General features: G+C 59.3%; 13 protein-coding genes. 9 read left to right on the top strand and 4 right to left on the bottom strand.

Annotated features, from left to right (window positions below):
- Positions 1–30 precede the first annotated feature (30 nt).
- Together AB5Y92_RS10345 and AB5Y92_RS10340 are read right to left on the bottom strand one after the other, a co-directional pair.
- On the bottom strand, positions 31–1,185 hold the full coding sequence (locus tag AB5Y92_RS10345) for a 3-phenylpropionate MFS transporter (RefSeq protein ID WP_164537576.1): 1,155 nt from the start codon (positions 1,183–1,185) through the stop codon (positions 31–33).
- Between the two features lie 289 nt (positions 1,186–1,474).
- A complete protein-coding gene (locus tag AB5Y92_RS10340; RefSeq protein ID WP_040066752.1) occupies positions 1,475–3,544 on the bottom strand; it encodes a TonB-dependent hemoglobin/transferrin/lactoferrin family receptor in 2,070 nt (689 codons plus the stop codon).
- A 193-nt stretch (positions 3,545–3,737) separates the two neighbouring features.
- Here AB5Y92_RS10340 and AB5Y92_RS10335 point away from each other — a divergent pair, with 193 nt between their 5' ends.
- From AB5Y92_RS10335 to AB5Y92_RS10325, 3 genes are read left to right on the top strand one after another with little or no spacing between them, the layout of a single operon-like run.
- A complete protein-coding gene (locus AB5Y92_RS10335) occupies positions 3,738–4,709 on the top strand; it encodes a ChaN family lipoprotein (protein ID WP_368226722.1) in 972 nt (323 codons plus the stop codon).
- A 25-nt stretch (positions 4,710–4,734) separates the two neighbouring features.
- Positions 4,735–5,289: a cysteine hydrolase family protein gene (locus AB5Y92_RS10330; RefSeq protein ID WP_005348211.1), complete on the top strand. Its 555-nt coding sequence runs from the start codon at positions 4,735–4,737 to the stop codon at positions 5,287–5,289.
- A 37-nt stretch (positions 5,290–5,326) separates the two neighbouring features.
- Positions 5,327–5,710, top strand: coding sequence for a hypothetical protein (locus AB5Y92_RS10325; RefSeq protein WP_005335256.1), 384 nt, complete (start codon positions 5,327–5,329; stop codon positions 5,708–5,710).
- Between the two features lie 87 nt (positions 5,711–5,797).
- On the opposite strand, the gene hutZ is transcribed toward AB5Y92_RS10325, so the two are convergent.
- Together hutZ and hutX are read right to left on the bottom strand one after the other, a co-directional pair.
- A complete protein-coding gene (hutZ, locus tag AB5Y92_RS10320) occupies positions 5,798–6,355 on the bottom strand; it encodes a heme utilization protein HutZ (RefSeq protein ID WP_005335257.1) in 558 nt (185 codons plus the stop codon).
- Positions 6,352–6,864 carry a heme utilization cystosolic carrier protein HutX gene (gene hutX, locus AB5Y92_RS10315; RefSeq protein WP_005362516.1) on the bottom strand — a complete coding sequence of 171 codons (513 nt, stop codon included), beginning with the start codon at positions 6,862–6,864 and terminating at the stop codon, positions 6,352–6,354. Before hutX ends, hutZ begins: the two co-directional genes overlap by 4 nt.
- A gap of 170 nt (positions 6,865–7,034) precedes the next feature.
- Here hutX and AB5Y92_RS10310 point away from each other — a divergent pair, with 170 nt between their 5' ends.
- The 6 genes from AB5Y92_RS10310 (at position 7,035) to btsR (ending at position 14,002) form a co-directional block, all read left to right on the top strand.
- The gene (locus AB5Y92_RS10310) at positions 7,035–7,886 is read left to right on the top strand and encodes a hemin ABC transporter substrate-binding protein (protein ID WP_040066746.1); all 852 of its coding nucleotides are present in this window, start codon (positions 7,035–7,037) and stop codon (positions 7,884–7,886) included.
- A complete protein-coding gene (locus tag AB5Y92_RS10305; protein ID WP_005335261.1) occupies positions 7,883–8,914 on the top strand; it encodes an iron ABC transporter permease in 1,032 nt (343 codons plus the stop codon). Before AB5Y92_RS10310 ends, AB5Y92_RS10305 begins: the two co-directional genes overlap by 4 nt.
- Positions 8,915–8,925: 11 nt before the next feature.
- Positions 8,926–9,738 (top strand): heme ABC transporter ATP-binding protein, encoded by an 813-nt coding sequence (locus AB5Y92_RS10300; RefSeq protein WP_368226721.1) that lies wholly within the window; start codon positions 8,926–8,928, stop codon positions 9,736–9,738.
- 230 nt (positions 9,739–9,968) lie between these two features.
- Positions 9,969–11,330: an endonuclease/exonuclease/phosphatase family protein gene (locus tag AB5Y92_RS10295; RefSeq protein WP_368226720.1), complete on the top strand. Its 1,362-nt coding sequence runs from the start codon at positions 9,969–9,971 to the stop codon at positions 11,328–11,330.
- A 246-nt stretch (positions 11,331–11,576) separates the two neighbouring features.
- Positions 11,577–13,271 carry a sensor histidine kinase gene (locus tag AB5Y92_RS10290; RefSeq protein ID WP_164537582.1) on the top strand — a complete coding sequence of 565 codons (1,695 nt, stop codon included), beginning with the start codon at positions 11,577–11,579 and terminating at the stop codon, positions 13,269–13,271.
- Positions 13,265–14,002, top strand: a complete 738-nt coding sequence (btsR, locus tag AB5Y92_RS10285) for a two-component system response regulator BtsR (RefSeq protein ID WP_164537583.1) — start codon at positions 13,265–13,267, stop codon at positions 14,000–14,002. The genes AB5Y92_RS10290 and btsR overlap by 7 nt, the downstream gene beginning before the upstream one ends.
- Positions 14,003–14,097 lie beyond the last annotated feature (95 nt).

Here is a 14,097-nt window from a genome sequence, read left to right as displayed (position 1 = left end):
GGCTGTTGTTACGATTCGGACTGATAAGTATCAGGCTGGAGCCCTCTCCTGCGCAGAGGGTGCAAAGGGGCGCAGCCGCAGGAAGAAGACCGGCAACACCACCAGCACCATCAGGAAGAAGATGCCGCCGCCGAGAGGCTCGAACAGCACGCCGCAGAGTGCCATCAGGGCCGCCACCGTCATGCCGAGGCCAAGGGCCGCATAGAGCGCCTGAGTCGGGATCAACTGCTCGGCCGGTAGCTGACGGGTCATAAAGCGCACCGCCCCCAGATGGCTCATACCGAACGTCACCGAGTGGAGCAGTTGCCCCAGCACCAGTACCCACAACTCGGTCGAGGCCCCCAGCAATACCCAGCGCACCACACAACCGATGGCACCGGCGATAAAGAGACTCTGGGCGCCAAAGCGCTGCAAGAAACGCTTGTCGGCGGCAAACATACAGATCTCCGCCACCACCCCGAGCGCCCAGAGATAGCCGATGATGGTGCCGCTATATCCTTGCGCCTTCCAGTAGATGGCGCTGAAACCGTAATAAGCGGCGTGGCTCCCCTGCAGCAAAGCTGTCAGCAGCAGGAAACGGCGCACCGGTGCGCTGCGCAGGGTTGCCAGCAAGGACGCCTTGGCGCGCTCGCCCTGACTATCCTGTGGCGCCGGATAGAGCGGCAGCCAGCTGAGCAGCAGCATCAGCACCAGCCCCGCCACCATGGTGTGCAAAATCCAGTCACTACCGAAGTTGCCCACCAGCGCCCCCACCAGAGTCGAGGCAACGATAAAGGCAAAGGAGCCGCACAGCCGCACCTTGCCGTAATCGAGGTGCGCCTGCACCACCATGCGGGTCGCCAGCGCCTCACCCACCGGCATCAGAGTCGGATAGATAAAGTTCGCCAGCAGGGTCAAGCTCACCAGCCACCAGAGGTTATGACTGAGGTAGAAGCCGAGAAACGCCAGCAGACTGAGCAGGGAGAGCAATCGGGTAACTGGCAACAGATGCCCTGCCCCCTTGATCTGCCCCATTACCATCAGGTTGCCGGCAAAGCGGATCGCCATCCCCGCCCCCAGCAGCAGACCTATCATCTCGGCACTGACGCCCACCCCTTCCAGCCAGAGCGACCAGAACGGCAAGTAAGCGCCGTAGACAAAATAGAAGGCGCCGAAAAAGAGCGCTAACCAGGAGAACGCGGGCATAGATCCTCTGCAACCGGATGACGGGAGCAGAATGATAACTCATCCGCCCCCGCAGATCCCGATGGAAACCCTGCGCAGAAAACGAAAAAACTTCAATAAAATTGAACTATTACCGAAGAGGTGGGGTCTACTTGGTAACACCTCCTCCTGGTTAGTGTTGCAATCCTTCCACCCGCCCATGGCGGGTTTCTTTTTTAGGCAAACATCTGCTCTGCTCCATCGTCACAACATGGCGGCGACAAAAAAGGGGCCGAAGCCCCTTTGATCATCTGCGTCTGTTGTTTGCTCTTTAGAATACGTATTTGACCCGTGCACTCAGGTTGCGGCCCGGTTCAGTAAAGGTACTAATATCAGTTCTGACTTCTTTCCCTGCGAGACGATTATATGTAGCGTATTCCCGATCAAACAGATTGAAGACCCCAACGTTGAGTTGCAACTCAGGCAAAGGATTAAACTGAGCGTACATATCCACCGCCCCCCAACCCGCAGACTTAATAAGCTCCTTACCGTCCTTATCCTTACCGTCCTTACCGACCTTATCCATATCATCAGCAAAGCGAAGGGCGGTATTGAAATTCCAGAGTGCTTGTTCAAAACGTACACCGACATTCCCACTCAAAGGGTTCAGAGAGTTAATGTAGTTCCCATTTTGATCTTTTCCGTTGATGTATGACAGAGCACCCCAAGTATATATATTATCATCGAACCAGTAACCAAGTTTCAACTCAGCCCCATTTGTATTGACTTTCTTCACGTTGACATACTTAGTCACCATTGTCATACCTGTGCGACCAAAGGATGATGTGTTTTCTTCATCAATAAAATCTTTATATTTTGTCCTGAACACAGAAATATCATAGTCAAAGGTGTCTGACTGACCGCGAGCTCCGAGATCAATACCATCACTACTTTCTGGACGTAAGTCAGGGTTAGGGATAAAGATATGAGTAAAACCTGGTGAACTATAACTACCAGATGCTAAAGACTCACTATATGTTGGAGCCCGGAAACCATGGCTATATTGAGAATATATATTCACCAGTTCATGGGCCTTATATACAAGGCCAAGCTTTGGAGATAGTTCACCTTCCTTGATCTCTCCAAATGATGATTTACCGTTACTGGAAGTAGCTTGCAGTTCATAATGATCATACCGCATGCCCGGAGTTAGCAGCCATTTATCATTAATCTGGATATTATCAAAGAACCACACAGCAGCACGCAGCGTATCGCTATCCGGAAAGAGACTTCGGTTCGCGATTGCACCACTCGGGTAACTGGTTTTTGTCTTTTCACGTTCTGTGGTTAATTTTTCATACTCAAGACCCCAAACAATATTGCTTGCCCCAAAATGCTTGTCAAACTGCAGCTGTGCACCCAAGGCATTCTGTAAAAACGTACTATGTTCTGAACTTCCATTTGCTGTATTGCCAATATTTTTATTATTGCCCTGGTCAAATTTACTGATGTAAACCTTCGAAGAAACTCGATCTGTTAGCATTGAGCTAATTTTAAGCTGGTGATCCAACATGATGCGATAGTTTTCACTTTTCTCATCTTTCAGTCTCAACTCTTTAGCGTTATCAAACGGATCGGATTCTTTATCCTGATCGTAATAATCAAATGTCAGCTTCAACTGTTGCGCTGCTGATATATTCCATTTGCTTTTGAGCAGAACGGAACGGTCAACAATATCAAAGTCATACAAACTTGATTTATAGTTCTGTTTGACGCCGCCATTACGCTCTGTATATCGTAATAGATGCTCAAAATCACCGGTACGCAATGCGGTTGTAAAACCGCCCATCCATTGACCGTTTTCGGATGCATAACCACTGGTCACATCAACATAGCTATCTTTATTACGCAAAAAATCCGCTGCATCTTTGGTCGTAATTGCAATAACCCCACCAATAGCATCTGAGCCATACGCAGTTGAAGCAGGTCCTTTAACAATTTCAACCTGCTTGATCATGTCAGTATCGAAGTAGTTCTGTCCTACACCACCTTTGTCATAAGCATCGTTTTGACGAACACCATCGCTCACCACTTTGACGCGATTTCCACCCATACCACGCAATGAGAAGGTCTGACCATCAGTAGCATTATGGCTACCACCATTCACGGTCACACCGGGTTCGTAGCGGAACAGGTCGGCGACGTTGGTGACGACCTGCTCTTCAATCTGCTTGGCGGTGATCACCGAGATGGGGCCGGAGACATCTTCCAGTTTTTGCTCCATCCGTGAGCCGCTGACGACCACGACTTCATCCGCCTTCTGGGTGGCAGCAAAGACCTGGGAAGAGAGACCGGCCGCCACGGCGAGGGCAACCAGAGAGAGTGCGTTATGATGGGTCACAGCGAATCCTTATTGAGAACTGTTATCAAACAGGCCGCATATTACCCGGCTCTCGACAAAGATCAACAAGAAACGAAATCATTCTCATTTGTTTTGAACCAAATTGGTTTTACACTGTCGCCCTGTGTTGCCCTTATTCTCTATTAGCCCCCCGAGATGCAACGGCATCCGGGCATATCAGCCGTGAGATCCCATGATTAGACGACTTCCTCTGCTCGCCCTGCCGCTGCTGCTGGCAGCCTGTGCCACCCCCATCCAACCGACCCAGTCATCACAGTTGCAGACGCTCTATGACTACCGGCTAAGCAGCGAGGGAGACGCAGACCTGACGCTGGAGCAGGCGATCGCGCGCATTGCCGACGCCGACATCATTCTGGTGGGTGAGCTGCACAGCCATCCCGCCGTGCATCTGTTGCAATCGCGCCTGTTGAGCGGGCTCTACACCGCAGGTCAGCAGCACGGGCGGCCATTGGCCCTCTCCATGGAGCAGTTCAGCCGCGCCGATCAGAAAACGCTGGATGCCTATCTGGCGAACCAGATTGGTGAAGCGGCCTTGATCCGCGAAGGCAACGCCTGGCCCAACTATCCTAGCGACTACCGCCCGCTGGTGGAGTTTGCCAAGGCTCACCAGATGCCGGTGATCGCCGCCAACGCCCCCAAGCCCCTGGTGATCTGTGTCGGTCAGGAGGGGGCTGAGTGGCTCGACAAACTGCCAGCCACACGTCGCAACCAGCTGGCCCGCCAGCTGACGCTGGGGGATGACCCCTACCGCCAGAAATTTATGGCCTCCATGCACCACGGCGATGCCGACAGCAACGCCCGCCGCTTCGCCGCCCAGACCAGCTGGGATGACACCATGGCCGAGAGCATGGTGGATTATCTCGCCAAGCACCCGGGCCAGCAGCTCATGCATATCGCCGGCAATTTCCACGTCGAGGGGGGGCTTGGGCTCGCCAGTCGCATCGCCAGCCGCAATCCTGCCCTCAAGGTGGCGCTGGTCGTGCCCCGCACAGATGAGACCTCTGTTGCAGATCCCGCAGCCGATGTGCAGGTAACCATCATGCCGCTGCCTAAGCGCTGGCAAAACAGTGACGAGATGAAGCAAGATATGGGCGCGCTGCATCAATCCCGCAGTCGTGACTGCAGCCAGTGGCTGCAACCCTAATCTTCCAGGAAACGGCGGGTAAAATATGGATGTGTTACTGATCATCGATGTGCAGCAAGGCTTGTTCAACGAGCCCCGTTACCGCCAGGAGCAGGTGCTGGCCAATATCAATCGGGCTGCGGCCCATGTCAGGCAGCAACAGGGACGGGTCATCTATATCCAGCATGACTCGCCCCCCGGTACCGAACTGGAACCGGGCACCCCGGGTTGGCAGCTTCACAGTGCGCTGCAACCGGCCAAGGGAGAGAGCCGGGTGCGCAAAACGGCCTGTGACAGCTTTCTCGATACCGAGCTTGCCTTCCTGCTGGCCGAGCAGCCGGTCGATCGACTCATTCTCTGTGGCTGCGCCACCGATTTTTGCGTCGATACCACGGTGCGCAGTGCCGCCTCCCATGGGTACGAGGTGCTGGTGTTGAGCGATGGTCACACCACCGCCGATCGCCCCCACCTGAGCGCGGCCCAGATCACCGAGCACCATCACTGGATGTGGCGCCACCTCAGCCTGCCGGAGGGGCGCAGTGTCACCCTGCTCACCACCGACGAGCTGCTGGCAGTAACACCCGCCCTGCAGCCGTGCTAATCTGCGAGCCTCGCCTCGTTTCTCACTGGAGTCTGTCGTGCGCCTGTTGTCTGCCACCCTGTTGTTGATTGTTCCCCTGCTGTCGGCCTGCTCCAGCTTGCCCGGCCAGAAGTATGACGGGCCGGAACCCCTGTTTCTGACCCACATCAACGAGGAGGGGAGCAAGCGGTTCACCTTTGAGGCCGCGCCTAACGACACCTTGCCGCGCGGCCTCTCGGCGGCCCAGAGCCAGCGGCTGCTGGAACAGCGGGAGGCGTTACAGGAGAACCTGCTGACCGAGACCCTGGCGACCAAGCAGTATTGCCGCCAGGGCTACATCGTGCTGAGCCAGACCTCCTGGAAGGTGCGAGGAGAATGCAACGAAACGGCCACCGACGCCGATCGTCGCGCTTTTCCCAACAAGGCCTCCTGGCAGGATTGAACAGGCCGGATGAGATAACGCAATAAAAACGGGCAGCCCAGTGGCTGCCCGTTTTGTTATGACAGCTGTCGTGGTCGACAGGGATTATCAGACCGGCGCATCGGCCGGGCTGGTGAGCTCGGCACCGTTGTCGATGCGCTTGTGCCCTTCCACCAGATGGACGAAATCCACCAGCTCGTCACCGGAGACCGCGAACGCCTGTCCGAAGCCCTTGACGAACAGCCCCTGTTCCGGCTTGAGGCGGAACAGTTTGAAATCCTTGAGGTTGGAGAGACCCTTGATGATCTCGCCAAAACGACCTTCCAGTGCCGCCACCGCCTTGCTCCAGCGGGCGTCGTCACGGGCCACCACTTCAGCCACCGCATCGAAGGTCAAGCGCTTGCGGGCAAACAGCTCGCGGGCACCGCTCTCATCCTCGATCAGCATCAGGGATACCCGGGGCACCTGTTGCAGGTTGCGGGCGTGGCGGGCGATCTCGGAGATCAGCACATAGTAGCCATCTTCCTGCAGCACGAACGGGGCATAGCTGGCGTTGGGATTGCCTTCGCCATCGACGGTGGCGAGCTGCAGGGTGCGGCAGCTGTCGCGAAACTCGCGGATCTCCGGTTGCAGACGGTTCTGCAGACGCTCCTGACGTTCACTCATGCTTTGACTTCCTCTTGAGAGTTGTGGCGCAGCGCCATGAAACGGGTGACCTGATCGGCCAGCAACTGGCGTTTCTCGTCGCGACCCAGATAGACCTTGAAAATGCAGCGGCCGGAGTGACCGAAGAACTGGAAGGAGTGCCCCTCCTTGCCCATGAACAGCTTGCTGACCAGCGCAATCCCCGCCACGTTGTCGAGCTTGAGGTGACCATGCAGCTCACCGTCGCGGCCCATCAGGTTGTAGTAACCGCGTGCATCCTTGCCTTTCGGGAAGGGGGCTTTTACCTCGAAGATGGAACCTTCTGATTCGACGATGGTGGTCACCGGGCCCCAGTCGGCCAGATCTTCCAACAGACCTTGTGCGCGATCGGCGGGCAGCAGGGTAACCAGCTCGGCGGGCAGATGGCGAACCACCTCCCATTCGCTGATGGCAAGCTGGGCAGCTAGGGTGGACGGATGAGCGCCGGGATCCTGCTCCAGCAGCGCGTGAATGCGTTGTGCAATGCTCATGTTTTCTCCCTCTGCGGGACCAGGTCGTCCCGCTGTTTATCATGGCGGCTACTCTAATAAAGCACTGGAATCAATGCAATTGATAATTGCTATCATTATCAGTGCATTTTTTCCAAAGCCTTGATATTCTCGGCGGCACACCCGTTTCATTCACCCCTTCGGAGGTTAGCATGGGCCGTCGTCTTGCCCTCGCCATCACCCTGCTCTGCAGTTCACTCTCTCCCTTCTCTGCCGTTGCCGCCGACGGACAGAAAGAGCGTATCGTCAGTATCGGCCCCGCCACCACAGAACTCATTCTGGCCCTTGGCGGTGAATCGAGCCTGATCGCCACCGATGTCAGCAGCCCCTTGCCAAAAGGGTTGCCCAAGGTGGGTTATCACCGAGCACTGGCCGCCGAAGGGATCCTGAGCCTATCCCCCACCCGACTGGTGGGCAGCGACGAGATGGGCCCGGCCCCGACCCTGGATCAGCTGCGTCGTGCCGGGGTCAAGGTGGAGGTGCTGGATACCGCGCCGACCCTCGCTAACCTCAACCAGCGTATCGACACCCTCGCCAGCCTGCTGGGCGACAAAGCCGCTGGCGATCGCCTGAAGGCAGAGATCCAGGCCCAGACCGATCAGCTGGCGGCGCAAGCCAAACAGAACAAACCGCTCAAGGTCGCCTTCCTGCTGCTGCACAAGGGGCAGCCCACCAGCATCGCCGGGGGGGACACCACCGCCAGCGCGCTGATTTCGCTGGCAGGCGGCATCAATCCGGTCGCCGAGTTGCGCAACTACAAGCCGGTATCCGCAGAATCCCTCATCGAGATGCAGCCCGATCTGGTGCTGGTCAGCGGTCGTGACTGGCAGCAATATGCCGATCCGGCCAAGGTGCTGGCGGAAGTGCCCGCCCTGGCCGCCACCCCGGCTGGCAAGCGTAACGCCATTCACGCCATCGACGGCCACGCCCTGCAAGGGGGCCTGAGCCTCAACTCCCTGCAACAGGCGAACCAGATCGCCCAGTGGATCAAACAGGGGTCATGATGCGCTTGCCCCTCTCCTGGCTGCTGGCCTTCACCACGGCTGCACTGGCACTGTTGCTGCTCGGTTCGCTGGCAACCGGCCCTATGACCCTCACCCTGGGCGAGAGTCTGCGGGCGCTGTTTGCCGGGCAGGAGAGCGGGATAGAGTCACACAAGCTGCTGATCGTGCAAGAAATTCGCCTGCCGAGAACCCTGCTCTGCATCGCAGTGGGGGGGATCCTCGGGCTCTGTGGCGCCGTGATGCAGGGGCTGTTTCGCAACCCTCTGGCTGACCCCGGCATCATAGGTGTCTCCGGCGGTGCGGCACTCGGTGCGGCGCTCGCCATCGTGCTGCTGGCCCCCCTCGGCCAGCAGCTGCAAGCCACCATCGGGGTTGGCCTGCTGCCGCTGCTCGCCTTTCTCGGCGGCGCGCTGACCACCACCCTGGTCTATCTGCTCGGCACCCGTGAGGGCGGCACCTCGGTGACCGTCATGCTGCTGGCCGGGGTCGCCATCACTGCGCTCTCCGGTGCGGTGATCGGCCTGCTCACCTATCTGGCGGACGATCAGATGCTGCGCAACCTGAGCCTGTGGCAGATGGGAACGCTGGCGGCAGGCAAACCGGCCGATGTGGCGCTGGCCCTGCTCACCCTGGCGGCCCTGCTGTGGCTCTTTATGCGCGATGCCAATCCCCTCAATGCCCTGCTGCTGGGTGAAGGAGAGGCCCGTCATCTGGGGGTCAATGTGCAATCCCTCAAACGTCGCCTGATTCTGCTCACCGCGGCGGGCGTCGGGGTGGCGGTGGCGGTATCGGGGATGATCGGCTTCGTCGGGCTGGTAGTGCCCCATCTGGTGCGCCTGCTGGCGGGCCCCAACCATGTCAGGTTGCTGCCGCTATCGGCCCTGCTTGGCGCCGCCCTGCTGCTGGCAGCCGATATGCTGGCACGTACCCTGCTGGCCCCGGCCGAACTGCCGGTGGGCATCATCACCGCCCTGCTCGGCGCCCCCTTCTTCATCTGGCTGCTGGTAAAAGGCCGCCGCGCCCTGTGATACGGACTGTTATGCAACCACTCTCATCCTCACTCTCCTCCCCCCTGTTGAGCTGTACCCGACTCAGCCTGCGCCGTGGCCAGCGCCAGATCCTGGATGGGTTCAATCTCGACCTCGAGAGCGGCACCCTGACCGCGCTGCTCGGCCCCAACGGGGCGGGCAAGAGCTCGCTGCTCAAGTGCCTGACCGGCGAGCTGGAATATGAAGGCTCCATCACCCTGTTTGGCGCGGATCGCCAGCAGTGGGACAGCAGCCAGCTTGCCCACCGGCTCGGGGTATTGCCGCAAAGCTCATCCCTCAACTTCCCCTTTCTCTGCGAGGAAGTAGTCGCCATGGGGCGCTTGCCCCACAGTGAACCGGCGGCGCGGCGTGACGAGATAGTGGCGGCGGCCATGACCCATGCCGGGGTCGAGCATCTGGCCAAACGGCTCTATCCCGGGCTCTCTGGCGGCGAGCGGCAGCGGGTGCAGTTTGCCCGGGTGCTGGCGCAGATCTGGCAGGCCCCCCCCCCGACCGAGCAAGCCGAGCAACCCCGCCTGCTGCTGCTCGACGAACCCACCTCGGCGCTGGATCTGAAATACCAGCATCAGCTGCTCACCATGGCGCGCGCCCTGGCCAGCCGCAATACAGCTGTGCTGGTGGTGCTGCACGACCTCAATCTGGCGGCGCGCTATGCCGATCGGCTGGTGATGCTGGAGCGGGGCAAGCTGATGGCCGATGGCACACCTGCCGAGGTGCTCACCCCTGAGCTCATCGCCCGTCTCTATGACTATCCGGCACAGGTGATCCACCATCCCGAGAGCGGCCTGCCGATGGTGGTGTGACAAATTCAGAGTGCGGTAACGGCAGGAAGTGCGCCATTCATCCCGGAAACTGCAGCGTATAAACCGGTTTTTCACACCCCATATCGCCCTGCTAACATTCATCATCGCCAGATATGTGGTGTGAATATCCTCACACTTTGCTCAGGCAAAACCCCCGCAGCATCGCCGTCTACTTATAATGGCGCCGCCTCACAGAAGGCATAACTCATTGATGCTACGGAACAATTACAATGAAAGATATCAACAAGACCCTACTAGCCGCCGCCATATCCCTCGGGATGCTGGCAGGCTGCAACAGCGACAACGACTCAAAAGCAGCTGATCCCATGGTTCGTTTTGCCACCTTCAACCTCTCTTTTGACCGCACTGCCGCCGGTATGCTGACCGGTGAGCTGGCATTGACCCGCACCGAGCAGGATGCCCTGCTGGCCCGCCTCGCCGAAGGGAGCCTGAGCGGCGCCACTGAAACCAAAGCCAAGAACGTGCAGCAGATCCGCAACGTGGCGGAGATCATCCAGCGCACCCGTCCGGATGTGTTCCTGCTCAACGAGTTCGACAACGACGGCAAAGGCGAGAGCACCGCCGATCTGAAAGCCTTCAACGACAACTATCTGGCCCACGCCCAGCACGCCGAAGTGACGGCTATCAGCTATCCGGTGATGCAGAACTTCGCCACCAACACCGGCCTGATGAGTGGTTATGACCTCAATCTGGATGGCAAGGTCAACAGCGGCCCCGACGATGCCTGGGGCTTTGGCAACTACCACGGCCAGTACGCCTTTGCGGTGATGTCCAAATACCCCATCGACACCAAGCAGATCCGTACCTTCCAGAACTTCAAGTGGAAGGATATGCCGGGCGAGCAGAACCCCATCATCGATGACTGCAACAATCCCAAGGTCAAGATCCCGGCCAGCCGCCAGTGTGGTGATGCCTGGTATTCAGACGCAGCCTGGCAGCAGTACCCGCTCTCCTCCAAGAACCACGCCGATGTGCCAGTGCGCGTGAAGACCGATAAAGGAGAAGAGGTCATCCATTTCCTGATCTCCCACCCTACGCCCCCCATCTTCGGTAACGCTGCACGCCACAACGTCAAACACAACCGCGCCGAGATCGCCTTCTGGAATGACTACGTCAAGGGTCTCAACTACATGACCGATGACAAAGGCACCAAGGGTGGGTTGGCCAAAAACGCCAAGTTCGTCATCGCCGGGGATCTCAATGCCGATCCGCTCACCGGTGACGGCGACCTGACCGCCATTCAGGATCTGCTAAACAACCCGCTGATGAATCAGGCCATCACCAATGGCACCCTGATCCCGGTCAGCGAAGGGGGCCCGGAGTGTGTCAGCAAGGGGGCCGACTGCAAACGCAACCTCAATCGCCCCAACCCGGAACGCATCACCAACTCCAGCGTGCTGCAACTGGATCACGTCATCCCCTCCGCCAACCTCAACGCAGTCAAGAGCGGCGTCTTCTGGCCGGCCAGCTTCGAGGCCGGTTATCACCTGGTCTATGATGCAAAACTCGGCATCGCCAAGGGAGTCAGTTCGGATCACCGCATGGTGTGGGTCGATCTCAAACTCGATTGAGCCACCCACTGACTGCCAATTCGGGGGCCTCTTGGCCCCCTTTTTGTTGCCGCCATCTCGCCACTTCTGCCGCAGGCTCAAGCGCCATGCTGAGTAACCAGACAGTTACCGCCTGCCACGGCGGCAGACGATTCGGCAAATCGTGCGCTACGCCACCATTCCGATAACCCTGCCTTGCAAGGGGGTATGGGGTTTGCTAATACTCCGCGTCCATTAAATGACCAATCATTACCGGGGCAACGAGCCGTGGCGTTTGAACAATTCACTCTGGTGATCTCGCTGTTCCAGCAGCTCTGCGTCTATCTGGTGATCGCCTGGCTGCTCTCCAAGACGCCGCTGTTCATGCCGCTCACTCAGGTGACCCTGAGCTGGCCCCACAAGATCCTCTGCTACCTCATCTTCTCCGGCTTCTGCGTCATGGGCACCTACTTTGGCCTCAGGGTCGAGGACTCCATCGCCAATACCCGCGCCATTGGCGCCGTGCTGGGGGGCATAGTCGGCGGCCCGGTGGTGGGGCTGCTGGTAGGGCTCACCGGCGGCATTCATCGCTACTCGCTGGGGGGCTTTACCGCGCTGGCCTGCACCTTCTCCACCATCGCCGAGGGGCTGCTCGGCGGCCTGGTGCATCGCCACTTCGTCGCCCGCCACCGGCTCGACCTGCTGTTCAGCCCCTGGGTAGTCGGCTCGGTGGCCCTTATCGCCGAACTGATGCAGATGGGGATCATCCTGTTGGTGGCCCGCCCCCTCGATGATGCCATCCACCTTATCGAGAACATCATCGCGCCCATGCTGGTGGCCAATACCCTGGGGGCCGCCATGTTCATGCGGATGATCCTCGATCACCGCGCCATGCTGGAGAAGTACTCGGTCGCCTTCTCCGCCCGCGCCCTCAAGATCGCCGAGCGGGCGATGCGGGTGCTGGACAAGGGCTTCACCCAGGAGGCGTGTCAGCAGATGGCGCGCATCCTCTACGAGGAGACCGGAGTCGGTGCAGTGGCCATCACCGATCGGGAGAAGCTGCTCGCCTTTATCGGCATCGGCGAGGATCACCATCTGCCGGGCACCGCCATCAACTCGGCCCACACCTTTAAGGCGATCCAGCACAACGAGGTGGTCTATGCCGACGGCAACCTTATCCCCTACAGCTGCAACCTGCATCCCCAGTGCCGGCTCGGCTCCTCGCTGGTCATTCCGCTGCGGGGGGAAGAGGGGTCGGTAGTGGGCACCATCAAACTCTACGAGCCCAAGCGCAAGTTCTTCTCCTCCATCAACCGCACCCTGGGAGAGGGGATCGCCCGGCTGCTCTCAGGCCAGATCCTGGCAGGCAAATACAACGAGCAGAAGCGGCTGCTGGCCCAGTCGGAGATCAAGCTGTTGCAGGCGCAGATCAATCCGCACTTCCTGTTCAACGCCCTCAACACCCTGTCGGCGGTGATCCGGCGCGACCCCGAAAGCGCCCGCACCCTGGTGCACAACCTCTCCACCTTCTTTCGCAAGAACCTCAAGCGCCAGGGGGACGAGGTGACCCTGGCCGACGAGCTGGAGCATGTGAACGCCTATCTGCACATCGAACAGGCCCGCTTCGCCGAGCACCTGAGCGTACAGATCCAGATTCCCGAGCCGCTGCTGGAGTACCGGCTGCCCACCTTCTCCCTGCAGCCCATCGTCGAGAACGCGGTCAAGCACGGCATCTCCCAGATGTTCGAACCCGGCCTGCTGACCCTGACAGCCCGGATCGAGGCGCAGCGGGTGGTACTGGAGGTGTGCGACAACGCCGGGCTCTATCAGACGAAACAGGAGGGAAGCGGCCTTGGCATGAACATAGTGGATCGGCGCATCAAGGCCCGTTACGGCGCCGAGTACGGGGTCGCCATCGACTGCGTCCCCCATCAATCAACCCGGGTGAGGATCACCCTTCCCCTGCAGGAGAGCCCATGCTGACCGCCCTGATCGTTGACGATGAACCCCTCGCCCGCGAGGAGCTGCGCCTGTTGCTGGAGCAGGCGGGCAATATCCGCCTGCTGGGAGAGTGCGCCCACGCCATGGAGGCGCTGCCCGCCATCCACCGCCTCAAACCCGACCTGCTGTTTCTCGACATCCAGATGCCGCGCATCAACGGGCTGGAGCTGGTGGGCATGCTGGACCCGGACTTGCGCCCCCACATCGTCTTCATCACCGCCTACGACGAGTTTGCTCTGCGCGCCTTTGAGGAGAACGCCCTCGACTACCTGCTCAAACCGGTCACGGCAGAGCGGATGAACAAGGCGCTGGAGCGCATCCAGCGGCTGCTTTCACCAAAAGGTGAACTTGCGGGCCAGCCACTGCCGGATCCGACACGCATCGCCCAGCCCCTGCGCAGCATCCCCTGTAGCGGCCACAACCGGATTCTGCTGCTACCTCTTGGCGAAGTGGAGTTCATCCACAGTGATCTCACCGGCAACCGGGTGATCAGCGGCCAGCAGCAGGGCACCACCGAGCTGACCCTGCGCACCCTGGAGGAGAAGACCGGCTTCGTGCGCTGTCACCGCCAGTACCTGCTCAATCCGGGCCAGATCCGTGAAATTCTGCTGCTGGACGGCGGGTTGGCGGAGGTGGTGACCCAGGGCGGCCACAAGGTGCCGGTGAGCCGCCGCTACCTCAAGCCCCTCAAGGAGCTGCTGGAGATCCCCTGAGGGGGCGGCCACTCATCCCGTACCTGCTCCAGCTACCACTCACCTGCTTGCTACGCCCGCCGGCTCATCCCTCAAACCGCTCGGGGCCGCTTTTC

The organism is Aeromonas sp. R1-1 (genome assembly GCF_040908495.1).
GTDB lineage: Bacteria > Pseudomonadota > Gammaproteobacteria > Enterobacterales > Aeromonadaceae > Aeromonas > Aeromonas veronii.
Note: the sequence above shows the minus strand (reverse complement) of the source record. Positions and strands in the feature narration are given on the sequence as shown.

Coding starts and splice junctions, on each gene's coding strand:
- AB5Y92_RS10345 (WP_164537576.1), bottom strand. CDS start 1,185: ATGCCCGCGTTCTCCTGGTTAGCGCTCTTTTTCGGCGCCTTCTATTTT.
- AB5Y92_RS10305 (WP_005335261.1), top strand. CDS start 7,883: ATGATGCGCTTGCCCCTCTCCTGGCTGCTGGCCTTCACCACGGCTGCA.
- btsR (WP_164537583.1), top strand. CDS start 13,265: ATGCTGACCGCCCTGATCGTTGACGATGAACCCCTCGCCCGCGAGGAG.
- AB5Y92_RS10300 (WP_368226721.1), top strand. CDS start 8,926: ATGCAACCACTCTCATCCTCACTCTCCTCCCCCCTGTTGAGCTGTACC.
- hutX (WP_005362516.1), bottom strand. CDS start 6,864: ATGAGCATTGCACAACGCATTCACGCGCTGCTGGAGCAGGATCCCGGC.
- hutZ (WP_005335257.1), bottom strand. CDS start 6,355: ATGAGTGAACGTCAGGAGCGTCTGCAGAACCGTCTGCAACCGGAGATC.
- AB5Y92_RS10295 (WP_368226720.1), top strand. CDS start 9,969: ATGAAAGATATCAACAAGACCCTACTAGCCGCCGCCATATCCCTCGGG.
- AB5Y92_RS10335 (WP_368226722.1), top strand. CDS start 3,738: ATGATTAGACGACTTCCTCTGCTCGCCCTGCCGCTGCTGCTGGCAGCC.
- AB5Y92_RS10310 (WP_040066746.1), top strand. CDS start 7,035: ATGGGCCGTCGTCTTGCCCTCGCCATCACCCTGCTCTGCAGTTCACTC.
- AB5Y92_RS10330 (WP_005348211.1), top strand. CDS start 4,735: ATGGATGTGTTACTGATCATCGATGTGCAGCAAGGCTTGTTCAACGAG.